The organism is Ferrovibrio sp. (genome assembly GCF_017994015.1).
GTDB lineage: Bacteria > Pseudomonadota > Alphaproteobacteria > Ferrovibrionales > Ferrovibrionaceae > Ferrovibrio.
On record NZ_JAGOLP010000009.1, the window covers coordinates 36,577 to 61,123 of the forward strand.

General features: G+C 63.5%; 24 protein-coding genes. 5 read left to right on the forward strand and 19 right to left on the reverse strand.

Features of this window, described 5'->3' with window-relative positions:
- Window positions 1–7: 7 nt before the first annotated feature.
- The 4 genes from KBB36_RS07280 to KBB36_RS07295 all read right to left on the reverse strand — a co-directional run bounded on the left by KBB36_RS07280 (window position 8) and on the right by KBB36_RS07295 (window position 1,878).
- Window positions 8–448, reverse strand: coding sequence for a F0F1 ATP synthase subunit B' (locus tag KBB36_RS07280; RefSeq protein ID WP_290978310.1), 441 nt, complete (start codon window positions 446–448; stop codon window positions 8–10).
- Between the two features lie 8 nt (window positions 449–456).
- Window positions 457–681, reverse strand: a complete 225-nt coding sequence (locus KBB36_RS07285; RefSeq protein WP_290978311.1) for a F0F1 ATP synthase subunit C — start codon at window positions 679–681, stop codon at window positions 457–459.
- Between the two features lie 61 nt (window positions 682–742).
- Window positions 743–1,507, reverse strand: coding sequence for a F0F1 ATP synthase subunit A (locus KBB36_RS07290; RefSeq protein ID WP_290978312.1), 765 nt, complete (start codon window positions 1,505–1,507; stop codon window positions 743–745).
- Window positions 1,504–1,878 (reverse strand): AtpZ/AtpI family protein, encoded by a 375-nt coding sequence (locus tag KBB36_RS07295; RefSeq protein WP_290978313.1) that lies wholly within the window; start codon window positions 1,876–1,878, stop codon window positions 1,504–1,506. The genes KBB36_RS07290 and KBB36_RS07295 overlap by 4 nt, the downstream gene beginning before the upstream one ends.
- 418 nt (window positions 1,879–2,296) lie before the next feature.
- Between KBB36_RS07295 and KBB36_RS07300 the strand changes: the two genes are divergently transcribed.
- Complete coding sequence (locus KBB36_RS07300) at window positions 2,297–3,403, forward strand: Fic family protein (RefSeq protein WP_290978314.1); 1,107 nt, start codon at window positions 2,297–2,299, stop codon at window positions 3,401–3,403.
- A gap of 19 nt (window positions 3,404–3,422) precedes the next feature.
- Here the strand turns inward: KBB36_RS07300 and KBB36_RS07305 are convergent, their stop codons facing one another.
- From KBB36_RS07305 to KBB36_RS07350, 10 genes are all read right to left on the reverse strand, one after another.
- Window positions 3,423–4,265 carry an isocitrate lyase/phosphoenolpyruvate mutase family protein gene (locus KBB36_RS07305; RefSeq protein ID WP_290978315.1) on the reverse strand — a complete coding sequence of 281 codons (843 nt, stop codon included), beginning with the start codon at window positions 4,263–4,265 and terminating at the stop codon, window positions 3,423–3,425.
- Window positions 4,266–4,283: 18 nt separating this feature from the next.
- On the reverse strand, window positions 4,284–4,829 hold the full coding sequence (locus tag KBB36_RS07310) for a PAS domain-containing protein (protein WP_290978316.1): 546 nt from the start codon (window positions 4,827–4,829) through the stop codon (window positions 4,284–4,286).
- Window positions 4,830–4,848: 19 nt separating this feature from the next.
- Window positions 4,849–5,451 (reverse strand): PAS domain-containing protein, encoded by a 603-nt coding sequence (locus tag KBB36_RS07315; RefSeq protein ID WP_366933174.1) that lies wholly within the window; start codon window positions 5,449–5,451, stop codon window positions 4,849–4,851.
- On the reverse strand, window positions 5,412–6,191 hold the full coding sequence (gene moeB, locus KBB36_RS07320; RefSeq protein ID WP_290978317.1) for a molybdopterin-synthase adenylyltransferase MoeB: 780 nt from the start codon (window positions 6,189–6,191) through the stop codon (window positions 5,412–5,414). Before moeB ends, KBB36_RS07315 begins: the two co-directional genes overlap by 40 nt.
- A 4-nt stretch (window positions 6,192–6,195) precedes the next feature.
- Window positions 6,196–7,161, reverse strand: a complete 966-nt coding sequence (cysK, locus tag KBB36_RS07325) for a cysteine synthase A (RefSeq protein WP_290978318.1) — start codon at window positions 7,159–7,161, stop codon at window positions 6,196–6,198.
- 32 nt (window positions 7,162–7,193) lie between these two features.
- The gene (locus tag KBB36_RS07330) at window positions 7,194–7,646 is read right to left on the reverse strand and encodes an Rrf2 family transcriptional regulator (RefSeq protein WP_290978319.1); all 453 of its coding nucleotides are present in this window, start codon (window positions 7,644–7,646) and stop codon (window positions 7,194–7,196) included.
- 4 nt (window positions 7,647–7,650) lie between these two features.
- Window positions 7,651–8,121: a dUTP diphosphatase gene (dut, locus tag KBB36_RS07335; protein WP_290978320.1), complete on the reverse strand. Its 471-nt coding sequence runs from the start codon at window positions 8,119–8,121 to the stop codon at window positions 7,651–7,653.
- Window positions 8,114–9,331 carry a bifunctional phosphopantothenoylcysteine decarboxylase/phosphopantothenate--cysteine ligase CoaBC gene (gene coaBC / locus KBB36_RS07340; protein ID WP_290978321.1) on the reverse strand — a complete coding sequence of 406 codons (1,218 nt, stop codon included), beginning with the start codon at window positions 9,329–9,331 and terminating at the stop codon, window positions 8,114–8,116. Before coaBC ends, dut begins: the two co-directional genes overlap by 8 nt.
- 82 nt (window positions 9,332–9,413) lie before the next feature.
- Window positions 9,414–10,154, reverse strand: a complete 741-nt coding sequence (locus KBB36_RS07345) for an SDR family oxidoreductase (RefSeq protein ID WP_290978322.1) — start codon at window positions 10,152–10,154, stop codon at window positions 9,414–9,416.
- Window positions 10,155–10,199: 45 nt separating this feature from the next.
- The gene (locus KBB36_RS07350; RefSeq protein WP_290978323.1) at window positions 10,200–12,485 is read right to left on the reverse strand and encodes a fused MFS/spermidine synthase; all 2,286 of its coding nucleotides are present in this window, start codon (window positions 12,483–12,485) and stop codon (window positions 10,200–10,202) included.
- Between the two features lie 148 nt (window positions 12,486–12,633).
- Here KBB36_RS07350 and KBB36_RS07355 point away from each other — a divergent pair, with 148 nt between their 5' ends.
- Window positions 12,634–13,755 carry a carboxylate-amine ligase gene (locus tag KBB36_RS07355; protein ID WP_290978324.1) on the forward strand — a complete coding sequence of 374 codons (1,122 nt, stop codon included), beginning with the start codon at window positions 12,634–12,636 and terminating at the stop codon, window positions 13,753–13,755.
- On the opposite strand, the gene KBB36_RS07360 is transcribed toward KBB36_RS07355, so the two are convergent.
- Window positions 13,752–15,041 carry a transcription antitermination factor NusB gene (locus KBB36_RS07360; protein ID WP_290978325.1) on the reverse strand — a complete coding sequence of 430 codons (1,290 nt, stop codon included), beginning with the start codon at window positions 15,039–15,041 and terminating at the stop codon, window positions 13,752–13,754. The genes KBB36_RS07355 and KBB36_RS07360 overlap by 4 nt on opposite strands.
- A 60-nt stretch (window positions 15,042–15,101) precedes the next feature.
- On the opposite strand from KBB36_RS07360, the gene KBB36_RS07365 reads away from it, so the two are divergent.
- Window positions 15,102–15,527 carry a PaaI family thioesterase gene (locus KBB36_RS07365; protein WP_290978326.1) on the forward strand — a complete coding sequence of 142 codons (426 nt, stop codon included), beginning with the start codon at window positions 15,102–15,104 and terminating at the stop codon, window positions 15,525–15,527.
- 10 nt (window positions 15,528–15,537) lie between these two features.
- Here KBB36_RS07365 and KBB36_RS07370 read toward each other — a convergent pair whose 3' ends face one another.
- From KBB36_RS07370 to KBB36_RS07385, 4 genes are read right to left on the reverse strand one after another with little or no spacing between them, the layout of a single operon-like run.
- On the reverse strand, window positions 15,538–16,023 hold the full coding sequence (locus KBB36_RS07370; RefSeq protein ID WP_290978327.1) for a hypothetical protein: 486 nt from the start codon (window positions 16,021–16,023) through the stop codon (window positions 15,538–15,540).
- A 3-nt stretch (window positions 16,024–16,026) separates the two neighbouring features.
- Window positions 16,027–17,856: an ATP-binding protein gene (locus KBB36_RS07375; protein ID WP_290978328.1), complete on the reverse strand. Its 1,830-nt coding sequence runs from the start codon at window positions 17,854–17,856 to the stop codon at window positions 16,027–16,029.
- Between the two features lie 7 nt (window positions 17,857–17,863).
- Window positions 17,864–19,039: an alanine racemase gene (locus KBB36_RS07380; RefSeq protein ID WP_290978329.1), complete on the reverse strand. Its 1,176-nt coding sequence runs from the start codon at window positions 19,037–19,039 to the stop codon at window positions 17,864–17,866.
- A gap of 9 nt (window positions 19,040–19,048) precedes the next feature.
- A complete protein-coding gene (locus tag KBB36_RS07385; protein WP_290978330.1) occupies window positions 19,049–22,219 on the reverse strand; it encodes an EAL domain-containing protein in 3,171 nt (1,056 codons plus the stop codon).
- 284 nt (window positions 22,220–22,503) lie between these two features.
- Here KBB36_RS07385 and groES point away from each other — a divergent pair, with 284 nt between their 5' ends.
- Entirely contained in the window at window positions 22,504–22,821 is a 318-nt protein-coding gene (groES, locus tag KBB36_RS07390) for a co-chaperone GroES (RefSeq protein ID WP_290978331.1), read from the forward strand.
- Window positions 22,822–22,850: 29 nt separating this feature from the next.
- Complete coding sequence (gene groL, locus KBB36_RS07395) at window positions 22,851–24,509, forward strand: chaperonin GroEL (RefSeq protein ID WP_290978332.1); 1,659 nt, start codon at window positions 22,851–22,853, stop codon at window positions 24,507–24,509.
- The last annotated feature ends 38 nt before the right edge of the window (window positions 24,510–24,547 follow it).

A 24,547-nucleotide genomic window follows, 5' to 3' on the forward strand; every position in this document is an offset into this window, starting at 1 on the left:
TCCTGGGTTAGCCGGCCGCGCCGGTGAGCTTGGCGACGATATCGCGGGCGGTGGCATCAGCCACGCCCGAGAGCTGAGCCAGGGCAGCGTCCTTGCTGGCCAGGATGCGGGTTTCCGCAGCCTTGGTGGCAGAGACCAGCTCGGCGTCGATCTTGGCCCGCTCGGCGGCAGCATCCGCTGCCAGCCGGGCGCGCATTTCGCCGCCGATGCCTTGTGCCTTGGCGCGGGCCGCAGCCAGCGCCGCCTCATACTCCGCGATCGCCGTCTCGGTCTCGCGCTTCAGCCGCGCCGCTTCTTCGAGGTCATGGTCCAGGCGCCGCTTGCGCTCGTCCATCACACCCGCCACGCGCGGCAGCGCCACCTTGGCCATCAGCACATAGAGCACGGCGAATGTAATCGCCAGCCATACAAGCTGCGGCAGGAATGTGGCTGTATCGAGCTGAGGCATCTAATGGCTCAGGTGAACAGGATCAGCAGCGCGATCAGCAGCGCGAAGATGCCGAGCGCTTCGGTCACGGCGAAGCCGAGCATCAGGTTGCCGAACAGCTTCGGGGCAGCGCCCGGATTGCGCAGCGCGCCGTTGAGGAAGTTGGCGAAGATCAGACCCACGCCGATCGCCGCGCCACCCATGCCGATAGCAGCAATGCCGGCGCCGATCATCTTTGCAGCAGCGAGATCCATATTACTCATCCTTTCAGGGTTGGTTTACGCTTAAGGGTTCAGAGGGCAAGCAGCACCGGACTTAGTGGTGCTCCATGTTGACGGCTTCGCTCAGATACAGGCAGGTCAGGATCGCAAAGACATAGGCCTGTAGGAAAGCGATCAGGAATTCCAGCGCGGTGAGCGCAATCACCATTGCCAACGGCAGGATGCCGCCGATTGCACTGTAGCCACCTGCACCGACCATCGCGACGATGAAGCCGGCAAACACCTTGAGCGTGGTGTGGCCCGCCAGCATGTTGGCGCAGAGACGCAACGACAGCGAGATCGGGCGCGAGAGATACGAGATGATCTCGATCGGCACGATGATCGGGGCCAGCGCCACCGGCACGCCGGCCGGCAGGAAATGGGTGAAGAAGTGGATGCCGTTGCGGGCAATGGCGATCACCGTCACGCCCAGGAACACCACCATGGCCATCACGAAGGTGACGATGATGTGGCTGGTGACGGTGAAGCTGTAGGGCACCATGCCGAGCATGTTGCACATCAGCACAAACATGAAGATCGAGAAGATGAACGGGAAATACTGCCGGCCATTGGCGCCGACATTGTCGCGCACCATGTTGGCGACGAATTCATAGGACAGCTCGGCGACGCTTTGCAGCCGGCCCGGCACCAGGCTGCGCTCGCGCATGCCATAAACCATCAGCAGCGTGGCGGCGGCCACCGCCAGCACCATGAACAGCGAGGCATTGGTGAACGAGACTGCGGTCAGGCTGCCGCCTTCACCGCACAGCGCGATGCACTTGATCTTGAATTGGTCGAGCGGGCTGGCTGCCACGGTCACTTCCCCTTCTCATTGCTGCCATCCTGGCCGGCGGCTTCCCGGTTCATCGCCATGCCGGTGCGGATTGCGGTCCACATCGCGGCGGCGACGCCCAGCAGGGCAAAGCCGACAATCCCGAATGGCGCCGAATTCAGCCAGCGGTCAACCCACCAGCCGATGAATACCGACACCCCGACCGACGCCACCATCTCAATCGCCAGCGACCAGGCCCGGCCAAGTGAGCGGCGCGAACCAATGGCCGCCGCTTCCTGTTCGGCTTGCCGGCGAGCCTTGCCGCCTTTGCGCTCCTCGGCCTGGCTTATCGCCTGGTCGAGACGGGCAAGGGCTGCATGCTCGTCTTTCCCTGGATCAGGTCGGTCTGTCTCGGCCATAGGCATACATGCTCCGGCGCGACTCCCGGCCTGTGCCGTGGAAAGCGGCCGCACCATAGGAACCAGCCCCGCCAGCGTCAAGCCGGGCCGGTTTTCGGCTTTAATTAAGAAACATTCTTAGTTGCCAAATCAAGCCCCTCATAAATTTATGTTTTTATGGAGCTAACAGGCGCCAGTATGATTTCCATATCGCAGATTCTGGGTTAGCAGCCAGTGACGGCATAGCCGAAACTGCGACAATCTGCCACAGAGCGTGCATCTGAGAGGGCGCCGGATCACCGAACGATCACGATCTTGCCGTTATACGGGCAGTGTCGCCATGCCGTTTGCAGAACATGTTGACGGGGTGCAACTTTGCTATACATGTCCGGAGGCATATGTTAACAAAATCGCATTCCGTTAACATATGGAAGCCGACATGTTAAAGTCGACCTATGCGCCACCTCGCCTGCCACCGTCGGTCGATCTGGAAACGGTGCCGATTTTAAAGGCTCTTGCCAACGCCAACCGGGCCTTGGCCGAATTGAAAGGCCGGGCAGCAACCATTCCCAACCAAGGTATCCTGATTGACACCCTAGCCCTGCAAGAAGCGAAGGCATCCTCCGAGATCGAAAATATCGTAACCACGCAGGATGAACTATTTCAGGCCGACCTGTTCCCAGAAGGACCACAATCGGCAGCCGCCAAGGAAGTGGCGCTGTATCGCGACGCCATTAAGCTCGGCCTCAACCGCATGCGTGCGACAGGAGATGTGATTGCCAACAACACTCTGATCGAGATGTTTCGGTTGCTCAAGGGGCGGAATGACGGTTTCCGGGTGTTGCCCGGAACCGCCCTAAAAAACGACCGCACCGGCGATATCGTCTATGTGCCGCCACAAGACGCGAACAACATCACGGCGCTGATGACGGCCTTGGAGCGCTTCATCAATGAAGATGACTCCTGCCCACTGGACCCACTCATCAAAATGGCTCTAATTCATCACCAATTCGAGAGCATCCACCCCTTCCCGGACGGCAATGGCCGCATCGGACGCATGCTCAATGTGCTTTATCTCACGCGCACCAGCCTATTGGAAATCCCTATTCTGTATCTCAGCCGCCATATCACCCAAACCAAGGGGGACTATTATCAACTGTTGCAATCGGTTCGCGATACCAATGGCACACCGGCAGCTTGGGAAGCCTGGGTGCTCTACATGCTGGAAGCCGTGACCGGTACGGCAAAAATCACCCTTGGCCTTGTCGAGGGTATTCGTGAACAGATGGCTTCGGCAAAGCATCGGATGCGCCGGGAATTGCCTAAAATCTATTCCCAGGACCTGCTGAACAACTTGTTCCGCCACCCCTACACACGGATCGAATTTGTGGTGCAGGATTTGGGCGTGACCCGCCAGACGGCGGCTAAATATCTCGATACCCTGGCCGAACGCGAATTTGTGCAAAAATTCCCGACCGGGCGGCATAATTACTATATCAACTTGCCTCTGGTCCGGCTGTTCATGGACGTTTCTGGCGGCAAGTAAGCCAGCCTGAACGGCAGCCTCAGCCCTCGCGCTCGGCTTTGCGGAAAAAGTCGTTCAGGCTGCCGAATGGCTCGGCATCGGCCAAAGCCGTGAAGCTGCCCGGCCCGGCCACTTCGCGGGCGGCGCGCAGGAAGCCGCCCCAGGCGGCGCGGGCAAAGGCCGAGCCGACACTGATACGGCGCACACCGAGCGCGGCAATCTCGGCCACGCTGAGGCCGATGGGCGACGAAACCAGCAGATTGACCGGCTTGGGCGCCACCGCCTGCACTACGCGGCTAATCTGACCGGCATCACGCAGGCCGGGAGCATACAGCACATCGGCGCCCGCCTCGGCAAAGGCCGGCAGGCGGCGCAACACTTCCGCCTCGGCCTCAGGATGCCCCACCAGGAAGGCTTCGCAACGGGCGGTGAGCAGCACACCGCTGCCCTTCAGCGCCTCGGCCGCAGCGGCGATACGCTCCACCGCCAACGTATGATCATAAAGCGGCGCGGCGGCATCACCGGTATTATCCTCGATCGACAGGCCGGCCACCCCGGTGGCGGCACAGAGCCGCACACTATCGGCCACACCTGCCGGGTCATGGGCATAACCCGATTCATAATCGGCATTCACCGGCAGCGGCGTGGCGCGCACCAATTCGCCGATATGCGCCAGCATGGCATCGCGCGGCACCGCCCAATCGGTATCCGGCAGGCCGCGCGAAAACGCGAAGCCGGCCGAACTGCTGGCCAATGCCTTGAAACCCAAGCCAGCCAGCAGCATGGCCGAACCGATATCCCATGGATTGGGGATGACAAAACAACCCTGCCGGTGCAGGGCCTGGAAGGCAGCGCGGCGTTGCTCGATGCTGGTTTCGTCCATGGTCGGGCCTCTTTCGGCTCAGGGCGGCGGCAGATCACGCGGCAACGTGGCACAGGCATACATCGCCACATCCGGCGCCACATTGATCGGCTTGTCGGCATCGACGAAGCGGTCGTAATCATACACCGTCATGCCCAGCACCGCCGCAGCCGTGCCATCGGCATCGGCCACAGGCAGAATCAGGCGGTGGCAGACTTTCTCCACCGCATTGCCCGGCGCAATCGGCCGCCAGCTATATTGCAAAGCCGGCAGGCGCAGCACCTGGCGATAACGCTCGCCCACCACGGCGGCGTTGGCCGCACCCATCACCTGTTGCAGGCTGCGACCGGCCAGGCCGAAACCCCAGGCCTCATTCACCGCCTCGCCGGCCAGGTTGCAGACAAAATCGCCCTGGCCATCATCCCAGCGGTAAATCCAGAGATACGGCAGGCATTCGCGCATCGCCAGTGGATCAATCTTGCTGCGTGGTGCCAGCAAAGCGTCGCGGCGCTGCGCCGCCCAATGACGCAGAAACTGCCGCAGCCGACTATCCGACAGCACCGGCCAGGTGCCAGGCGGCTGCATGATCACATTGCTGCCGGCCTCAGGCATCGGGGGCCGTAGCGGGCAGGCTGGCGCAAGGATAGAAGGTGCTGAACAGAGTTGGTGCCTCACTGGGGCCGGTTGGCAATGCATCGCGTGAATGGTCATAGACAAACTGCGTCATGCCCATTACGCCATAGGCTGCGCCGGCATCATCGCATAGCGGCAGCATCAGGCGCTGCGCCAGTTTGCTGGCGCCGGTCTTGGGGGTGATGCCGGTGCGGCCATGGATCAGCGCCGGCTCGCGCGCTGCGCGTAGCAGCCGTTCGCGCACCAGATCGCCATCGCCGGCGCCCCACAAATCCACTGGCCGGCCGCCAATGATCGAATGGCCCCAGGCATCGCGGATATTCTCGCCCGCCAGGGTGCAGACCAGATCATTACCATTATCGGCGATGCGGAAAATCCAGAAATCCGGCAGGCAGGGCTTGATCAGCGCCGGATCGAGCCGGCTGCGTGGCGGCGGTCGCAGGCCGTCGCGCCACAGCGCCCATTGCCGCAGCAGCAGGCGCTGGCGCGCATCGCGCAGATCAGGCCAAATGCCGGGCGGCGCGGTCTCCTGCTTCAGGGCGCAGCCTCCGCATGTTCGCCACAGATGCGACAGGCCGGATCGCGCTTCAGCCGCACACTGCGCATTTCGCCGCGCAACGCATCATACAGCAGCAGCCGGCCCGACAGGCTGTCACCCAGCCCGGTGATTTCCTTGATCACTTCCAGCGCCTGCAAACTGCCCATCACACCGCCCAGCGCACCAAGCACACCGGCTTCGGCACAGGCCGGCACACTGCCCGGCGGCGGCGGTTCGGGGAAAACGCAGCGATAGCAGGGATGCGGCGCGCCGAGATGCGATTTGAAGGTGGAGAGCTGGCCGTCAAAGCGCAGCATCGCCGCTGTCACCAGGGTTTTGCCAAGCCGATGGCAGGTGTCGCTGACCAGAAAGCGGGTGTCAAAATTGTCACTGCCATCGGCCACGATATCGTAGCCTTGCAGCACATCAGCGATATTGCCGGCATCCAGCCGCAGACTATGCTCAATCACCCGCACATGCGGATTGAGTTCGGCCAAAGCCACGGCGGCGCTTTCGGTTTTAAGCTGGCCGATGCGGCTGCTGCCATGCAGCACCTGGCGCTGCAAATTGCTGAGCGACACCCGGTCATCATCCACAATGCCCAGCGTGCCGATGCCGGCAGCGGCAAGATACAGCGCCAGCGGCGACCCCAGGCCACCGGCGCCGATCACCAGCACACGGGCGCGTTTCAGCGCCTGCTGCCCGGCACCGCCCACTTCCGGCAGGATGATATGGCGCGCATAACGCTCCAGTTCTGCCGGCGAGAAGGCAGCCATGCGGTTACAGCCCGTCGAACAAGGCGGTGGAGAGATAACGCTCGGCGAAGGACGGGATGATCGCCACCACGGTTTTGCCGGCCATATCGGCACGGCCGGCCACTTCCAAAGCCGCCGCCATCGCCGCACCCGACGAAATGCCGCCCGGAATGCCTTCCAGCCTGGCCATCTGACGCGCCGTCTCAAACGCAGTTTCATTGCCGATGGTGATGATCTCGTCAATCAACGCAGTATCCAGGTTGCCCGGAATGAAGCCGGCGCCGATACCCTGGATTTTGTGCGGGCCGGGGCGGCCGCCGGAAATCACCGGGCTGTCCTCCGGCTCCACCGCCACCATGCGCAAGCCGGGCTTGCGCGGCTTCAGCACGCTGCCGATACCGCTCAGCGTGCCGCCAGTGCCAACGCCGGAAATCACCACATCCACGGCGCCCTGGGTATCGGCCCAGATCTCCTCGGCGGTGGTGGCACGATGAATCGCCGGGTTGGCCGGGTTATCAAATTGCTGCGGCATCACTGCGCCAGGAATTTCCTTGAGCAACTCCTCGGCGCGCGCCACGGCGCCGCGCATGCCCTGGCCCGGCGGGGTCAATTCGATCTCGGCGCCAAGATACTTGAGCATCTTGCGGCGCTCCATCGACATGCTTTCCGGCATCACCAGGATCAGGCGATAACCCTTCGCGGCGGCAACAAAGGCCAGCGCGATGCCGGTATTGCCCGAGGTCGGCTCAACGATGGTGTTGCCCGGCGCCAGCTTGCCGGCGCCCTCCAGCGCCTCGATCATCGCGATGCCGATACGATCCTTCACCGAAGCCAGCGGATTGAAGAATTCCAGCTTGGCCAGGATGGTGGCCTTGGCACCTGCCTCGGCCGCCAGGCGGTTGATCCGCACCAGCGGCGTGGCGCCGATGGTCTCGACAATGGAATTGTAGATGCGACCGCGCGGCGCGTTGGAAACGGAGGGAGCAACCATGATTTTTCCCGGCCTTTGCTTGTCGTTATGAATCAGATGGCGAAATTGTCTGCGCCCTCAAGCGGCGCGTCAATGCCCTGAACCTGCGCCCGGTTGCACAGGTCTTCCAGTGTGATGCGATCAATCCGTTCCATGATCACCACCTGGCATTCATCCCAGATCGGCTGCACCGTGCGGCGGCCCAGTTCGGAACCGGCCAGCATCGGCTCTTCGCCATCAGCATCCAGTTCAGAAACAATACGCACCACCTCGCCCACCGTGATGCGGCGGCGTTCACGCGCCAGGGTGTAGCCGCCACGCGGGCCGCGCACACCCTTCAGCACACCATTGCGCACCAGATGCTGCATCACCTGTTCAAGATAGCGCTGCGGCACGCCCTGCCTTGCGGCAATATCCTTGGATTGCACCGGCTCGGGCCGGGCATGAAAGGCGATATCCACCACCGCTTCCAGCGCATGCATGGTGCGTCGGGTACATTTCAACATAACGTCAGCCTCCAGTCTGGGCGGCCAGCCCGGTCGAGCCGAAGCCACCGGCGCCGCGTTCCGTCGCATCAAGATCGGCCACTGCCTGCCATTGCACGCGGGCATGGCGCGCCACCACCATCTGCGCGATGCGTTCGCCGCGATTGATGGTGAAGGCAGCCTGGCCGTGATTGATCAGCACCACCCCCACCTCGCCGCGATAATCCGCATCGATGGTGCCGGGCGCATTCAGCACGGTGAGGCCATGTTTCAGCGCCAGGCCGGAGCGCGGCCGCACCTGGGCCTCAAAACCCGCCGGCAAAGCCAGCGCCAGGCCGGTGGGCACCAGGCGGCGTTCGCCCGGCGCCAGCACAATCGGCTCGGCGATGGCGGCCAGCAGGTCTAGCCCGGCCGATTCCAGCGTGGCATAGGCCGGCAAAGGCAGGTCGGCGCCATGCGGCAGGCGCCGCACCGCCACGGTTACATCGTCACTCATGATTTTCCGTTCCATTAAAAAACGCCGCCACATGCTCGGCCAGCCGTTCGGCCACCGCCTGCTTGCTCATGCGCGGCCAATCCGCCACACCGTCCTTGGTCACCAGATGGATGGTGTTGTCGTCACCGCCGAAAGTGCCGCTGGCCGGGCTGGCATCATTGGCCAGAATCCAGTCGCAGCCTTTCTTGGCCAGTTTCGCCTTGGCGTATTCCACCACCTGTTCGGTTTCGGCGGCAAAGCCGATCACCAGTTTGGGCCGGCGTTTGGCATCGGTGGTGGCGATGGCGCGCAGGATATCCGGATTTTCCGCCAGTTGCAGGATGGGCGCCAGTTCACCACTTTTTTTCAGCTTCTGATCGGCTGCCACCGCGACACGCCAATCGGCCACGGCAGCGGCAAAGATGGCGCAATCCGCCGGCAGATTGAGGAAGCAGGCCGAAAACATGTCGCGCGCCGCTTCCACATGAATGGTTTTCACGCCGGGCGGATCGGGCAGGTTGACCGGGCCGCTGACCAGGATCACTTCGGCCCCGGCAGCCGCCAGCGCAGCGGCAATGGCATGGCCCTGTTTGCCCGAAGAACGATTGGCGATATAGCGCACCGGGTCTATCGGCTCATGCGTCGGGCCGGAGGTGACGATGATCTTGCGGCCTTTCAGCGGCAACGGCCGGGCAAAAAACGCCTCGGCTGCGGCCACGATCTCGGCCGGCTCGCTCATACGGCCGGGGCCATATTCGTTGCAGGCCATATCGCCATCCACCGGGCCGATAAAGCCGATACCATCGCTGCGCAACCGGGCTACGTTGCGCTGGGTGGCCGGGTGCAGCCACATGCGCACATTCATTGCCGGCGCCACCAGCACCGGCTTGTCGGTGGCCAGCAGCACGGTGGCGGCCAGGTCATCCGCCAGGCCATTGGCCATGCGCGCCAGCAGGTCGGCGCTGGCCGGTGCCACCAGCAGCAGGTCGGCGTCACGCGAAAGCTGGATATGGCCCATCTCGGCTTCGTCGGTGAGCGAGAAAAGATCGCCATAGACCTTGTCACCCGACAGGGCGGCCACCGAGAGCGGGGTGACAAATTGCGGCGCCGAGCGGCTCAGCACGCAGCGCACGCTGGCGCCACGTTCACGCAGGCGGCGGATCAGTTCCAGCGCCTTGAAGGCGGCAATGCCGCCCGATATGACCAGGAGGATTCGTTTTCCGTTCAGCACGCGGCCTTCACCAGAAATTACGGGGGCTTGGTGTGCAAAAACCTAACGAAGCCGCCCCGTCCTCACAAGCCTTAATGTGAAATTATACGTGCTGGCCGCCGTTTATGTGAATTTCGGCGCCATTCACATAGGATGAAGTGGGCGTGCAGAGGAAATATATCGTCGAGGCCACTTCCTCGGGCTTGCCCAGGCGGTGCATCGGGATTTCACGCTCAACGATCTCGCTGGTGCCGGGCGAGAGAATCGCGGTGTCGATCTCGCCCGGCGCGATGGCATTGACGCGGATGCCATGGGCGCCGAATTCGGAAGCCATCTCGCGGGTCAGGGCGGCCAAAGCCGCCTTGGACGTGGCATAGGCCATGCCGGCAAAGGGATGCACCCGGCTGCCGGCAATCGAGGTGACATTGACGATGGAGCCCTGCGCCGCCTTCAACTCGTTGAAGAAACCCTTGGCCAGCAGCATCACCGAGAACAGGTTGACGTTATAAACCTGCTGCAACGTGGCCAGATCGGTCCCCAACACGCCAAGGCGGCTGCCGCCCGGCCCTTTGGGCGAGATACCGGCATTATTGACCAGCGCATCCAGCTTGCCGCCGGGCAGGCGATCGCGCAATTCCTCGATGGCAGCCGGCAGTTTGGCGATATCGGCCAGATCCATCTGCACATGGCTTTCGGCACCGCCCTCCCAGGGGCAATGTTCGGAAAAAGCCTGCCGCGACACGGTCAACACCTTCCAGCCGGCGGCGGAAAAGCGTTTGACGGTGGCGTGGCCAATGCCTCGGCTGGCGCCGGTGAGAAGCAGAGTGCGGGGTCTGTCGGACATAGGCTTAAGTTAGAGCGGTTCGCAACCAGAGGCCAGCCCCCCGGCTCAGGAACCACCTTTCGTCTTGGTTGCCGCGCCAAGCTGGTTGTTGATGTAATATTCATCACGCGGGAACAGATCGGCATTCACGCCGGCGCCGGTATCGAGCTGCGGCGCCCGCAGCACGGCCTGGTGGAACAACCGCTCGGCATGGCCGGTATCGATGCCGGCTGCGGCAAAATGGCGCCGCGCCGCTTCGCTGCCAAACACGGCGCGTAGCCGGTCATGGTCGATATCGAGCTGGTGGCGCGAGCCGATCAGCACCGGAAATGGCTGCAACATCGCCACATGCGGGAATACCGCGGCAAAGGTGGCAACACTGCGCGCCGTCGGCCCCCATTGCACATAGATGCCGTCATCCGCCAGCGCGGCCAGCACCATCTGCATGAATTCGCGCGAATAGAGCAGCCCGCTATGGGATGATTCGGGCAGGATGGCATCGGCCTGGATCACGTTATAACGCCGCTCGGCGGCAAAGATGGCACGGCGGCCATCGCCCACCACAAACTCATACCGTGGATCACGCAGCAGCCCGGCAATCGCCGAATCCGGTTCCAGCACAGCAAAATCGCGCAGCACCTGGAAAACCGGGCCAACCAGTTCCACCACCCGCACCCGCTGGGTGGCCGGATTGACCCCGGCGGCGAATGGCGTGCCGCCGCTGCCCGAACCGATCACCAGCACATCGGCGGGCGCTGGATGCAGCAACGGGCCAACCGCGCCAAGAAACGCATGTTCCACCATGAAGGGCCATTTTGACTGGGTGAAACCCTGGATGAAAAACGGACTGGCAGCGCCGTTTTCATTGAGCCGGAACAGCGCCAGGCCGGAGCGATCCTCGGCCACCAGGATTTCATGCTGTTCGGCGGCCTGATGCAGTCGCGCCCAGAATTGCGTATTGCCGGGAAACAGCGCCAGCGCCACGGCCAGCACAGCGGCCAGGCCGGCGGCAAAGCGCCAGGCGCCGGGCTGGCGCTCGCGCCAGGCGGCATAGGCCCAGTACAGCAGCAGCAAAACCGCCAGCAGGGCGATGAATTTCAGCGTGCCGGCAGTGCCAAGCCAATGCAACGCCACCAGCCCGGTAGCCAGCGAACCTGCGGCATTGCCCAGGATATTCGCCACCTGCACAGCGGCGACGCGCCAGCCAAGCCGGCTCAGATCGGTTTGCACCGCCTGCTGTGCGAGTGGAAACGAGATGCCGAGCAGCAGCGAAGGCGGCGCCACCAGCAGCACGGTGACCACCAGTGCAGCAAAAAGCGGCGTGCCGTAATGCCGCGTGGTTTCAGCGGCAAGCAGGCTTTCCCACCAGACGGCGCCGGCCAGCCAGTAGACCAGCCAGATCGAGCCCAGGGCATAGAGCGTGGCCAAGGCCTGCACGGCAAAGAAGGCGGCGCGGGTATCGCGCAGCCGCTTGAGCCACAGCGCCCCCAGCACCATGCCCAGGCCATCCGCCAGCAGGAAACTGCCCAGGATAGTGGCAAAGCTATAGGCCGTGTATTGCGCCACCACGCCGGCCACACGCACCCAGAGGATTTCCAGCGCCACGATGGCAAAGCCGGATACAAAGACCAGCAAAGCCCAGATACCGAAGCCGAAGCCGCGTGTGGCAATCGCGGCGGGTGCTGTTGCTGCCAGGGCCGGCGCCGCAGCTTTCCCCGCAGGCTCCAGGCGCCACAGCAGCAGGCCGATGGCGGCGGCAAGCAGATTGAACAGCGCCGCGACCCGCAGGCTGTTCTCATAACCCAGCGTGCCGATCAGCCACCAGCCGCCGAGCAGCGCGCCCAGGCCGGCGCCCAGCGTGTTGAGGCCATAGAGCCAGCCGATACGTGGCGCCGCTTCAGCCAGGCTGTTGATCGCCGCCTTGGCCAACAAGGGCAGCGAGGCGCCCATCAGCATGGTGGGGATCAGAATGCCGCCGAAGCAGACCGCGAAGATGCCCCAGCGATTGGGTACCAGCGGGCCGATCACCTGCACCACAAAGTCATAGAGAAACGGCCGGCTGAGCAGGCCGAAAATGCCGATGCCGATCTCACACAGCACAAAGCCGATCAATGCCGCCCGCATGCCGAGGCGATCCGTCACCGCGCCGGCGGCCAGGCTGCCCAGGCCAAGGCCAAGCAGGAAAGCGCCCACCACCAGCGCCGCCGTCACCGAATCCGAGCCGGCAAACAGCCCAAGCATACGCTGCCAGACAATCTGATCGATCAGGGCGGCAAAGCCGGAAAGAAAAAAGGCGAGACACAGACCGAGGAAAGCCAAACGCTGCGAGGCGGCACCAACCGCAAATGACATTTTATTCCCCCACGACACATATTTATTGAATCTTTACACGCAGGGGTGGCTTCCACGCCAGCAGAAATGCCACATTGCCGCCCAAATTGGCGGCCAAAGCTGCCGGACAAAAAAAGCGCTCAGAAAAACACGCATACTGGAGGCGCGCATGAGCGAGCCCTATACGATTGGTATCGAAGAGGAATACTTCCTCGCTGAAACCGTCAGTAAAAACACCATCTCGCGCATGCCCAAGGCGCTGATCCGGCGTTTCCGGGGTGCGCTTGGCGATCAGGTGACGCCGGAATTGCTGCAATCGCAGATCGAGGTTGGCACTCCGGTCTGTGCCTCGCTGGCCGAAGCGCGCCAGGCATTGCGGCGCTATCGCCGGGCACTGGCCGAGGCGGCGGCGGAATTCGATATGCAGGTTTTTGCCGCCGGCACCCATCCGCTTGCAGTGTGGTCGGAACAATTGCCCACCGACAAGCCGCGCTATCACAAGCTGGCCAATGACCTGAAATTCCTTGCCCGGCGCAACATGCTGTGCGGCCTGCATGTGCATGTGGAGGTGAAAGACCCGCATGTGCGCATCGATGTGATGAACCGCATGCTGCCCTTCCTGCCGGTTCTGCTCGGCCTCAGCACGTCGTCGCCCTTCTGGAGCAAGACACCGACCGGGCTGATGGGCTATCGCCTCGCCGCCTATGATGAATTGCCGCGCACCGGGATACCGGATTTTTTCGTCAATCTGGCCGACTATAACGGCTATGTCGATACGCTGGTGGCGGCCGGCGTGATCGAGGATGCCAGCCATATCTGGTGGGCGATCCGGCCCAGCCTGCGTTTCCCGACGCTGGAATTGCGCGTCGCCGATTCCTGCACCCATCTGGAGGATACGCTGTGCATCGCCGCGCTCTATCGCTGCCTGGTGCGTTGCCTGCGGCGCCGGCCGGATTTGAACGGCACCTGGCGCAACCATACAAGGCTGCTGATCGAGGAAAACCGCTGGCGCGCCCAGCGTTATGGCACCAAAGCCGGCCAGATCGATTTTGACAACCGCACCATCCTGCCTTTTGCCGATGTGGTGAACAATCTGCTGGCCCTGGTGGCCGAGGATGCCGCGGCGCTGGATTGTGAGCAGGAAGTAACCCACGCCCGCACCATCCTGGCGCGCGGCACCAGCGCAGCGCAGCAGATGGCGCTCTATCGCCAACGCCGCAGCGAAGGCAAAAGCCGCATCGAGGCCTTGCGCGATGTGGTCGGCTGGCTGGCGGAGACGACGCGGGCCTAGCGCTTGCGGAAACGCGCCGCGAAGAAGCCGTCGATGCCGCCATGTTCGGGCCAGTGGCACGGCAGGCAGCGCAGGCTGCCCGCGGCATCGATCAGTGCTGCCGGCAGGCCGAGTTCGGCGGGCTGGATCGGCATTGCCTCCAGCTCCGGCTGGGCCAGCAGCCAGTCGCGCTGTGCCTCGCCTTCCTCCGGCTCCAGCGAGCAGGTGGCATAGACCAGCAGGCCGCCGGGCTTGAGCAGCGTGATCGCATGTTGCAGCAGGCGGCGCTGCAAGGCAGTGAGCGCCGCCAGATCACTTTCCTGCTTCAGATAGGGCAATTCCGGATGGCGCCGGATTGTGCCGGTGGCGGAACAGGGCGCATCCACCAGCACACCATCCAGCAGCAGGCCGGCTTCCGCCTGCCAGACCGTGGCATCGGCGGTGCGCACCTGGGCCTTGAGGCCGAGCCGGGCCAGATTCTGCTTCAGCCGCTGCAAACGTGGCTCGGAACGATCAATGGCAAAGACTTCGGCGCCAAGGCTGAGCAATTGCGCCGTCTTGCCGCCCGGCGCGGCGCAGAGATCGGCGATCTGCCGGCCGGCCAGATCAGCGCCGAATAACCGCGCCGGCAAAGCCGCTGCGGCATCCTGCACCCACCATTCGGCAGGCTGATCGGCAAAGCCGGGCAGGCTTTCCACCGCGCCGCCGGCCAGCCGGCGCAGGCTGCCGCTGGGTAGCAGCACGGCATTAAGCGGTTCGGCCCAGGTGGCGGCACGCCCCGGCTTGGTGCTGATATCCAGCGCCGCCTCGGCCTGATGCGCGGTCATGATCGCCTGCGCCAGATCGGCGCCATAAGCCGCTTCCCAGCGCCGCCGCAGCCAGACCGGCGTATTGAGCCGCGCGGCATCCTGGCCGGCAATGATGGCGGCGCCTTCGCGCCCGGCGCGGCGCAGCACGGCATTGACCAGGCCGCGCGCCTTGGACCCAGCCGGCAGCAATTCCACCGCGCTGGAAACCGCAGCATGCGGCGGCGTATCCAGAAACAGCAATTCGCACAGGCCGAGCCGCAAGGCCTGCAACGGCAGGCCCTTGGGCCAGATTTTCACAAAACCCTTGAGCACGGCATCAACCTGGCCCAGGCGGCGCAGGCAGGTGGCAACCAGGCGGCGCACAAAGGCGCGGTCGCGATCAGCCAGGCGGGCAAAGCCCAGGCCCGGCTCATGCATGGCTTCGTCAAGCGCACGGTGGCGGCGCAGCACGGCGTCCAGCAGGTCGGCGGCTACACGGCGGGGATTAAGGTCGGTCATGGCCGCTGTTCTAAAGTTATTTTGCGCTATAGTCGATGCACAGGTGAGAAGGGAACAGCCATGAGCATGCTGACCAAGGCCGAGGCGGAAGCGATCCTGAAGCAGAATTTTGCGCCCTGGATCAACGACCTCAATCTGCGCTTTGAGACATTGGAAAAGGGCCGCGTGGTGCTGCGGCTGCCGAATAACCCGCGCCTCAACCGCCTGGGCGGCGTGCTCTGCGGCCAGGCATTGATGGCGGTGGCCGATACCGCCATGGTGTTTGCTGTTTCCACCGCCCAGGCCGGCTTTTCCGATATGGCGACGGTGAACCAGAATACCAGCTTCTTCCGCGCCGCCGTGGATAGCGATGTGCTATGCGATGCCCGCGTGGTGCGCATGGGCCGCTCGCTGGCCTTTGGCGACGTGCTGTTCACCACGCTGGGCAACGACGCACCAATTGCCCAGGCCACGCTGACCTATGCCCTGCTGGCGCCGCGCAAATAGGCCGCTGGCTTCAAATCGTGTGCAGGAAGCCGACAAAGATGAAATCGACCCGATCTGGCACCTCGCCGGCAAACGGCACTGCCAGGCGGTAAAGCTGGCCATAGCGGCCCTCGGCATGGCGGAAACGCCCTTCGCTATACCAGGGCCGGCCGGTTTCGACGATGCGGCGATAATGCGCCGTCACTTCATTATGCAGCACCAGCACACCAGGTTCGTCGATGAAGCGGCCCTTGGCGCCATAGCCACGCGCCTGCACCACATCATCACCTTCCAGTCGGATACGGAAACGCGGCCCGCCATCCGGCGCGGCGCCGTGCACCACCTCATTCACGATCAGCCAGGCCAGGGCGCGGCCGAGCCGGCGCGGATCAAACGCATCGCGCGGCGGCGGCCTGGCATCATCCTGCCGCAATTCACGCCAGTGATCGTAAAGCGGCAGCAGACCAGGATGGCCGATTGTGGCGCGAAACCCGTCACTGTCTGCGCTGCCTGCCATGTGCTAGCCGCCAGGCAGACCGGCGTGATCCAGCGCCACGGTGCGGCTGGCCGGAAAATGCAGCAGCATCCGCGTGCCCTGGCCCAATTCGCTTTGCAAGGCGGCGCTGCCCTGATGTGCTTCGACATAGGCGCGCACCAGCGCCAGCCCCAGGCCAACACCGCCATATTGCCGGCTGCGCGCCGCCTCGGCCTGCTCAAACGGCGCGAAGATGCGTTCACGGTCGGCAGCCGCGATGCCGATGCCATCATCCTGCACCCAAACCGTGATACCGCCCGGATTGGGCGCCGCATCGCTCAAACAGGCACCCACACAAACCTGACCCTGCGGGCCGGAGAATTTCACCGCATTGCCGATCAGGTTGAGCAGCATCTGGCGAAACAGCCGGACATCGCCACAGAGCAAAGGCAAGTCCTCAGGGATCTCGGCACGCAGCTTTTTGCCGCTGGCAGCCGGCGCCGAAGCGCTGAGCCGGATACAGATGGCGGCGGTTTCCGCCACATCGATATCGGTTTCATGCAGGCCGATACGATTGACCTCAACCCGGGCGAGATCGAGGATGTCATCGATGATGCCGAGCAGATGCGTGGCGCTGGAATGGATGTCGCTGATGTATTCGTCGTATTTCGGCGATTGCGGACCATAGAGCTTCTGCCGCACGATATCGGAAAAGCCGATCACGGCATTCAGCGGCGTGCGCAATTCATGGCTCATATTGGCCAGGAAGCTGGATTTGGCGCGGCTGGCGCGTTCGGCAGCATCGCGGGCGCGGGTCACTTCCGCCACCAGTTCCTCCAGCCGCCGCTTCTGCTGTTCCAGCGTTTCGGTGGCGGCATATTGTTCGCTGATATCGAGCAGCAGCAAAGCCGTATCACCATGCGGCGTGTGGCGTTGCAATGGCCGCACCCAGCGGCCCGCAGCGGTGCGCAACGGGGCCAGGCCCTGGCCGTGCAAAGCTGCCTCGATGGCGTCGGGCGCCAGGCCACCTTCTGCCAGCAATGGCGCCAATACAGTGCCGGGCCGCAGCTTAGCCGTATCCAGGCGCAGCAGATCAGCAAATTTTCGGTTCCATTGTGTCACCCTGCCCTCGGCATCGGTGAACACAAAGGCTTCGGCGCTTTCGGCCACGTCCAGCAAGGCGGCACGCGCCGCGCGGGTGCGTTCCAGCAAGTCGCGATTCTCGCCACGCAGGCGCCGGTTGCGCGCGATCATGCCATGCACGATACGACTGGAAACCATCATCGCCAGCACATAGACCAGCGCCATGGCGCTCAAGGCGTAATAGGTCGGCTCATCGCGCAAGAAAAACACCACCACATAGGGCAACACAGTGCAGATCACAAAGGCCGCGGCTGCCGCCGGCATGGAGGCCAATGTGGTGGCGGCGCCCGATACCATGCCGGCCGCCACGGTGAGCAGGAATATCTGCCGCGCCGGATCCAGCTGATCGAGAATGATGGCGCCAACACCCCACAGACTGCCGCCAAGGATGGCCGAGGCAAAAGCCTGGCGGCGGCGGAAGCGCAACCGGGCTGCATGTTGCTGTGATGTGCGTTGCGGCAGCGCAAGCGGCGGCATGGCCGCACGGCGGGCCTGGCGCTGGCTGGCCAGCCACCAGCCGGCCAGCATGGTACCGGCATAGGCGGTTTGCGCCAGCCACCAGCCGCCGATCAACGGCAGCGACAAATCCGGCATCAGGGTGATCGCGGTGATCGAGGCGATGGCCAGGGTGACGGCGGCATTCAGCGGCACAGTCTGGCGATAACTGGTGAAAAGCGGGTCGCCGCCTTCTTCGGGGCGGGCAGCGGAATTGCCGATGCCGTTGCTGCCCATCGCGCCATCACCAGCCGTTGATACGATCCCATTCGGCAATCACCCTGCCATCGCCGGGCTGGCCCGACACAACGTAATAACGATCATACATCGCCGCCGTCATGCAGGAATGATTCGGCAGCACGCGCAGCCGGCTACCCACCGGGAAACGCTCAAACGGCAGCGCGGCAGCCGTTTCAGCCGGGCCGGCCGGGCCGATCAGGCCATGTTCCTGATGCACATCCACCACCGCCAGGCCGGGCAGCGGCAGCGCGCCGCCGGGCAGGCAGACCAAGCCATAGCCGGTATGCGGCCGATGCTCGTTGGCGCCGATATCCTTGGACAGCGCCAAGCCGCCGGCATCGATCAGCAGATGATTGCGGCCACGATGCCGGCCGGTGACGGAAGCCAGCACCGACACGGCAATATCATCCATGGCGCAGGTGCCAAGCCCGGCCTGGAACAGATCAAAGAACACGTAATTGCCCGGCCGCATCTCGGTGATGCCGGGCAGCTTCTCGGCAAACAGCGCGGTGGGCGTGGAGCCGACCGAAACGATGCCGCAGGCATGGCCGGCCTGGCGCAGCCGCTCGGCGGCACGCACCACGCCAGCGCGCTCGGCTTCGGCTATGGCAATGATCTCGGCAGCACCATGAGCGTGATAGGAATGCCCGGCATGGGTCAGCACCCCGGCCAAAACGGCGCCCGGCTGGTTCAGGGCCGCAGCCAGCGGCAGCAGGCTTTCGGCATCGGGCGCAATGCCGGCGCGGCCCAGACCGGTATCGATCTTGATCAGCACACGGAAGGTAACGCCGAGTTCCTGGCCTTTGGCGGCGATGGCCTGGGCCGTGGCCACATCATCGGTGATCAGCTTGAGATCAATACCGCCAGCCGAGCTATCACCACCTTGGCGCATGATCGCGGCAGCCTGGGCCAGCTTGGCCGGCACGATGCCGACGGCATAAAGAATATCGGTGAAACCGGCAGCAGCGAAATACGCCGCTTCCGCCAGGGTGGAAACCGTTACCGGCCCGGCCTCACCGCCATGCGCCAAAGCCGCAATCCGCGCCGATTTTGCGGTTTTCAGATGCGGTCTGAGCCGCACGCCAAGCGCCGAGGCGCGTTCGCGCATGCGGATGAGATTCCGCTCCAGGCGGGCAAGGTCAAGAATCAGGCTGGGCGTCGGCAGGTCATCGAGTGTCATGCCGATAGTCTAAACTTTTTCCCGGCTGGGCGCATAGCGCTCAAGTAATGCAGCAAACCGCATTGGCCGGTCGAAATAATAGCCCTGGCCAAGATCGCAGCCCATGCTGCGCAAAGCCGCCGCCTGATCTTCAGTCTCCACCCCCTCGGCCACCACAACCAAGCCCAGGTCATGGCCCAGATCGATGATGGCGCGCACCATATGCGCCACGGCGGCATCCTGCTCGGCACCTTGCAGAAAGCTGCGATCGATCTTCAGCACCGCAGCCGGCAGTGAGGTAAGATAGCTCAGGCTGGAATAGCCGGTGCCAAAATCGTCCAGCGCGATGCGCGCCCCGGCAGCCACCAGGCGCTCCAGATCGGTGCGGGCGCCATGAACATCCACCAGCGCCACACTTTCGGTCACTTCCAGCGTGAGCGGGCGCGGCAGGCCGCTGGCCTTGATCATCTCGGCCACCATCGGCACAAAATCGGCGCGTTCAAATTGCCGGGTGGAAACATTCACCGCCAGTTCGATATCCAGCTCGGCAGCCAACAAGGCGGCGCGCAGCCGCAAAGCCTCACGCAAGGCCCATAGCCCAACCTCATGGATCAGGCCGCTTTGTTCCAGCAGCGGGATGAATTCGCCCGGCGCCACCATGCCCCGGCTGGGATGATGCCAGCGCAGCAAGGCTTCCGCCTTGGCCACGCGGCCGGTATCAAGGTTTATGATCGGCTGGCAGAATAATTCAAATTCACCGCGCGCCACGGCCTGGCGCAGATCGGCGATCAGCGCCACGCGGCGCTCGGTCTCGCTCTGCATTTCCGGGGTGAAGAAACGCCACGAGCCGCGTTCGCTGGTCTTGGCGGCATACATCGCCGTATCCGCCATGCGCATCAGGTCGTTCGGGTCGCTGGCATCATTCGGAAACACGGTCACGCCGATACTGGCCGAAAGCGGCACCAGCCGGCCTTCCAGTTCATAAGGCTGGGCCAGTGCTGTGCGTAATTTCTCGATCACCGCCGGCACGGCCTCTGGCGCCATGTTGGGCAGCAAAACGGCAAATTCATCGCCGCCCAGGCGGCCCACCGTGTCGCTGGCCCGCAGCGCGCCCTGTAGCCGGCTGGCCACTTCCTGCAACAAGGCATCGCCGGCCAGATGGCCCAGCGTGTCATTCACTTCCTTGAAGTGATCAAGATCGAGCAGCAGCACGGCACCACCCACCGGCACACCGCCCGCTTCAGTATCGCCACGGTGCCGCTGCGCCAGGCGTGCTGCCTGGTCGATGCGATCCAGCAGCAGGCGGCGGTTCGGCAGCCTGGTCAGGGCATCATAATCCGCCTGCCAGCGCACCAAAGCCTCGGCATTCTTGCGATCCGTGATATCGATGAACATGGCGATATAGCCACTGGCCGCCACATCATCGGCATCACGCAGGCGCGTGATAGACAGCCATTCACAATAGATGGCGCCATCCCGGCGGCGATTCCAGACCTCGCCCTGCCATTCGCCGGCCCGTTCGATGGCGGCCCACATGTCAACATAGAAATCGCGGCCCTGGCGACCCGAGGAGAGCAGCGCCGGGTTGCGGCCGGTCACCTCGTCGGCGCTATAGCCGGTAACCCGTTCAAAGGCCGGGTTGACATGCAGGATGATGTTATCGGCATTGGTCACCATGATGGCCTGGGGTGATTTTTCGAACACCACGCCGGCCTGGCTCAGGCGCTGCTCGGCGATTTTGCGCGCATCAATGTCGCTATGCGTGCCGATGACCCGCAGCGGCAGGCCGTTGATATCGCGCTCCACCACGGCGCCGCGGTCGAGCACCCATTTGTAGCGGCCGTCGCGGCATAGCAGGCGGTGTTCGCATTCGTAATTCGGGCTGCGGCCTTGCAGGTGATCCTGCAAGGCAATGCGCACCCGCGCCATATCCTGCGGATGCACCAGCTTTTCCCAGGTCGACAATTCACCCGCCAGCTCGCCCGGCAGATAACCCAGCATGCTCATCCAGCGGTCACTGAACAGCACCCGGCCGCTGGGATAATCCCAATCCCAGATGCCATCCTGATTGCCGACAAAGGCCAGGCCGAGCCGTTCCTCGCGCTCGCGCAACTGGCTCTGGCGCTGCACCAGGGCATCGACCATGCGGTTGAGCCCTTGCCCGATGCGGCGCAATTCACGCGGCCCGGCGGCCGGCGCACGCATGCGGTCGTCACCCTGGCGTACCAGATCGGCAACATGGGCCAGCTTTTCCAGCGGCTTGTAGAGCCGCCGGCCGAGCAGCCAGGCGCCCAAAGCGGCCACCAGCAGCACGCCAAGATCAACACTGATATCGCGCAGCAATTGCTGCCGCGCCGGCAGCAGGGCGGCGGCTTCCGGTTCGCTCACCACCACCAGCCAATCCGCTTTGGCAACATGCGCCAGACCAAGGATCGTGCCATCGGCAACACCCTGGCGGGCGGCATGGCTGCGCCAGTAGCTCGCGGCTTCAGGCAGATGCGTGCCGATCAGGCCGCGCTGGCCGTGGCTGGCCAGGGCAACATGGCCCGAGCGGGTCAATACCAGGCCGCCGATGCCGGGCAGGTCAGGCATCTGCAATGCCAGGCGCTGCGGATCGAGGCCCAACACCAGGGCACCGGCAATCGGCTCCGCTTCATCCAACGCGCCCACCCCAAGCGGTACCGCCAAGGCAATATTGGGGCGTCCGGTGGTTGCGCCGGTCGGGTTCGGCTCGCCAACGGTGAAACCCGGCCGCACCAGCAGACGCTGCAAGTAAAGCTCTGGCTTGACGTTGACCCTACCACCCTGCGGCATGGCCAGGGCGCTGCAAACCACACGGCCATCACGATTAACGGTCACCAGATTGGTGAAGCGCAGCAAAAAGAACATCGCATCGTCGAACACCTCCCGGCAGCGATCCGGCTGCAATGCCGCAACCTCGCCGCTCAATGCCAGGCGGTTGAGCATGACCTCGCTTTCGCCGAGAAAATCATTCAGCCGCCCGGCGGTGACCTGAGCGGCGTAGCCCAGCAATTCCACACGATCAGCGGTGATGCGGCGGTAATCGCCATAGGCGGCCAAGCCATGCAAGGCTATTAATGGTAGCATTATCACGCCAACCAACACCGCTAGGTGGGTGCGGATCGAAAGGCTGTTGCGGCACAGGCTGCCGAGCTGTTCTGCAAATACAAGCAATTTCATGGCCCCACCTACCCTGCCATAAGCCGACAATACATTGATTTGAGTCATTTTGGCGCCATAAAGCAGTTTCCGCCCGGCCATGCCCCGGGTTTTGCGGAATCTGCTGCCGCCTCCTTGACAGCGCGCCCGGTCGCGCCTAGGTATCTGGCGCTCTCCTAGGGAGAGTGCTAACAATTCGGGTTCACTACAGTTATTTCAATAACTTAAGCGAATTCCGGCTTGTGGGCCAAGAATTTTGACCCCCTCGGGCCGCCGGCCCGATCGATATCGAGATGGAGGATCGCATGAAGTTTCGTCCGTTGCACGACCGCGTGGTGGTGAAGCGCATTGAGGAAGAGGCGCGTACCGCCGGTGGCATCATCATTCCGGATACCGCCAAGGAAAAGCCGATGCAGGGCGACGTGATCGCCGTTGGCCCGGGCGCCCGTGGCGATGATGGCAAGCTGGTGCCGCTGGACGTGAAGGCCGGTGACCGCGTGCTGTTCGGCAAGTGGTCCGGCACCGAAGTCAAGATCGATGGCGAAGACCTTCTGATCATGAAGGAATCCGACATCATGGGCGTGATCGAAGGTTCCGCCAAGAAGTCGGCCAAGGCCGCCTGAATTAACCCAGTCTGTTAGGAGAAACAATTATGGCTGCTAAAGACGTTCGCTTCGGCTCCGACGCTCGCGACAAGATGCTGCGCGGCGTGGACATCCTCGCCAATGCCGTGAAGGTTACCCTGGGTCCGAAGGGCCGCAATGTGGTGATCGACAAGGCTTTCGGTGCGCCCCGCATCACCAAGGACGGCGTCACCGTCGCCAAGGAGATCGAACTTTCCGACAAGTTCGAGAATATGGGCGCGCAGATGGTGCGCGAAGTTGCTTCCAAGGCCAATGACCAGGCCGGCGACGGCACCACCACCGCCACCGTGCTGGCCCAGGCCATCGTGCGCGAAGGCGCCAAGGCCGTTGCCGCCGGCATGAACCCGATGGACCTGAAGCGCGGCATTGATCTGGCCGTCGAAAAGGTGGTCGAGGACGTGAAGGCGCGCTCCAAGAAGATCGCTGGCACCAAGGAAATCGCCCAGGTTGGCACCATCTCCGCCAATGGCGACAGCGAGATCGGCGCCATGATCGCCAAGGCGATGGAAAAGGTTGGCAACGAGGGTGTGATCACCGTCGAGGAAGCCAAGAGCCTGGAAACCGAGCTGGATGTCGTGGAAGGCATGCAGTTCGACCGTGGCTACCTGTCGCCGTATTTCATCACCAATGCCGAGAAGATGATCTGCGACATGGAAAACCCGTACATTCTTCTCCATGAGAAGAAGCTGTCGGGCCTGCAAGCCATGCTGCCGGTGCTGGAAGCCGTGGTGCAGACCGGTCGTCCGCTGCTGATCATCGCCGAAGACGTGGAAGGCGAAGCCCTCGCCACCCTGGTGGTGAACAAGCTGCGCGGTGGCCTCAAGGTTGCCGCCGTGAAGGCCCCGGGCTTCGGCGACCGCCGCAAGGCGATGCTGGAAGATCTGGCGATCCTGACCGGTGGTCAGCTGATCTCCGAGGATCTCGGCATCAAGCTGGAGACCGTGACCCTTGCCATGCTGGGCACCGCCAAGAAGGTGACCATCGACAAGGAAAACACCACCGTTGTCGGCGGCGCCGGCAAGAAGAAGGACATCGAAGCCCGTGTGGCCCAGATCAAGGCGCAGATCGAGGAAACCTCCTCGGACTACGACCGCGAGAAGCTGCAGGAGCGTCTGGCCAAGCTGGCTGGCGGCGTGGCCGTCATCAAGGTCGGCGGCGCCACCGAGGTTGAGGTGAAGGAGAAGAAGGATCGCGTTGACGATGCTCTCCATGCCACCCGCGCCGCGGTTGAGGAAGGCATTGTGCCGGGCGGCGGTACCGCCCTGCTGTATGCCATCCGCGCCATCGAGAAGGTGAAGGTGGAGAATGCCGACCAGAAGCATGGCGTGGAAATCATCCGCCGCGCCCTGCAGGCTCCGGTGCGCCAGATCGCCGAGAATGCCGGCGTTGACGGTGCCGTGGTTGCCGGCAAGCTTTTGGAAAGCAAGGAAGTGAACTGGGGCTTCAACGCCCAGACCGAAGAATACACCGACCTGGTGAAGGCCGGTGTGATCGATCCGGCCAAGGTTGTGCGTGTGGCCCTGCAGGGCGCCGCCAGCGTTGCCGGCCTGCTCATCACCACCGAGGCGATGGTTGCCGACAAGCCGGAGCCGAAGTCGGCTGGCGGCGGCATGCCGGCCGGCGGCGGCATGGGCGGCATGGGCGGCATGGGTGGCATGGACTTCTAAGTCCAACCACTCCGCTCTGGAGACAGGGAAAGGTCCGG

What these genes read in the sequence shown, in the direction of transcription:
- groL (WP_290978332.1), top strand. Translation starts at nt 22,851, where the DNA reads ATGGCTGCTAAAGACGTTCGCTTCGGCTCCGACGCTCGCGACAAGATG.
- KBB36_RS07345 (WP_290978322.1), bottom strand. Translation starts at nt 10,154, where the DNA reads ATGTCCGACAGACCCCGCACTCTGCTTCTCACCGGCGCCAGCCGAGGC.
- KBB36_RS07330 (WP_290978319.1), bottom strand. Translation starts at nt 7,646, where the DNA reads ATGTTGAAATGTACCCGACGCACCATGCATGCGCTGGAAGCGGTGGTG.
- KBB36_RS07385 (WP_290978330.1), bottom strand. Translation starts at nt 22,219, where the DNA reads ATGAAATTGCTTGTATTTGCAGAACAGCTCGGCAGCCTGTGCCGCAAC.
- groES (WP_290978331.1), top strand. Translation starts at nt 22,504, where the DNA reads ATGAAGTTTCGTCCGTTGCACGACCGCGTGGTGGTGAAGCGCATTGAG.
- KBB36_RS07360 (WP_290978325.1), bottom strand. Translation starts at nt 15,041, where the DNA reads ATGACCGACCTTAATCCCCGCCGTGTAGCCGCCGACCTGCTGGACGCC.
- moeB (WP_290978317.1), bottom strand. Translation starts at nt 6,191, where the DNA reads ATGGCTGCCTTCTCGCCGGCAGAACTGGAGCGTTATGCGCGCCATATC.
- KBB36_RS07380 (WP_290978329.1), bottom strand. Translation starts at nt 19,039, where the DNA reads ATGACACTCGATGACCTGCCGACGCCCAGCCTGATTCTTGACCTTGCC.
- KBB36_RS07285 (WP_290978311.1), bottom strand. Translation starts at nt 681, where the DNA reads ATGGATCTCGCTGCTGCAAAGATGATCGGCGCCGGCATTGCTGCTATC.
- dut (WP_290978320.1), bottom strand. Translation starts at nt 8,121, where the DNA reads ATGAGTGACGATGTAACCGTGGCGGTGCGGCGCCTGCCGCATGGCGCC.
- KBB36_RS07280 (WP_290978310.1), bottom strand. Translation starts at nt 448, where the DNA reads ATGCCTCAGCTCGATACAGCCACATTCCTGCCGCAGCTTGTATGGCTG.
- KBB36_RS07295 (WP_290978313.1), bottom strand. Translation starts at nt 1,878, where the DNA reads ATGGCCGAGACAGACCGACCTGATCCAGGGAAAGACGAGCATGCAGCC.
- KBB36_RS07305 (WP_290978315.1), bottom strand. Translation starts at nt 4,265, where the DNA reads ATGGACGAAACCAGCATCGAGCAACGCCGCGCTGCCTTCCAGGCCCTG.
- KBB36_RS07375 (WP_290978328.1), bottom strand. Translation starts at nt 17,856, where the DNA reads ATGGGCAGCAACGGCATCGGCAATTCCGCTGCCCGCCCCGAAGAAGGC.
- KBB36_RS07350 (WP_290978323.1), bottom strand. Translation starts at nt 12,485, where the DNA reads ATGTCATTTGCGGTTGGTGCCGCCTCGCAGCGTTTGGCTTTCCTCGGT.
- cysK (WP_290978318.1), bottom strand. Translation starts at nt 7,161, where the DNA reads ATGGTTGCTCCCTCCGTTTCCAACGCGCCGCGCGGTCGCATCTACAAT.
- KBB36_RS07300 (WP_290978314.1), top strand. Translation starts at nt 2,297, where the DNA reads ATGTTAAAGTCGACCTATGCGCCACCTCGCCTGCCACCGTCGGTCGAT.
- KBB36_RS07365 (WP_290978326.1), top strand. Translation starts at nt 15,102, where the DNA reads ATGAGCATGCTGACCAAGGCCGAGGCGGAAGCGATCCTGAAGCAGAAT.
- KBB36_RS07355 (WP_290978324.1), top strand. Translation starts at nt 12,634, where the DNA reads ATGAGCGAGCCCTATACGATTGGTATCGAAGAGGAATACTTCCTCGCT.
- KBB36_RS07310 (WP_290978316.1), bottom strand. Translation starts at nt 4,829, where the DNA reads ATGCAGCCGCCTGGCACCTGGCCGGTGCTGTCGGATAGTCGGCTGCGG.
- KBB36_RS07370 (WP_290978327.1), bottom strand. Translation starts at nt 16,023, where the DNA reads ATGGCAGGCAGCGCAGACAGTGACGGGTTTCGCGCCACAATCGGCCAT.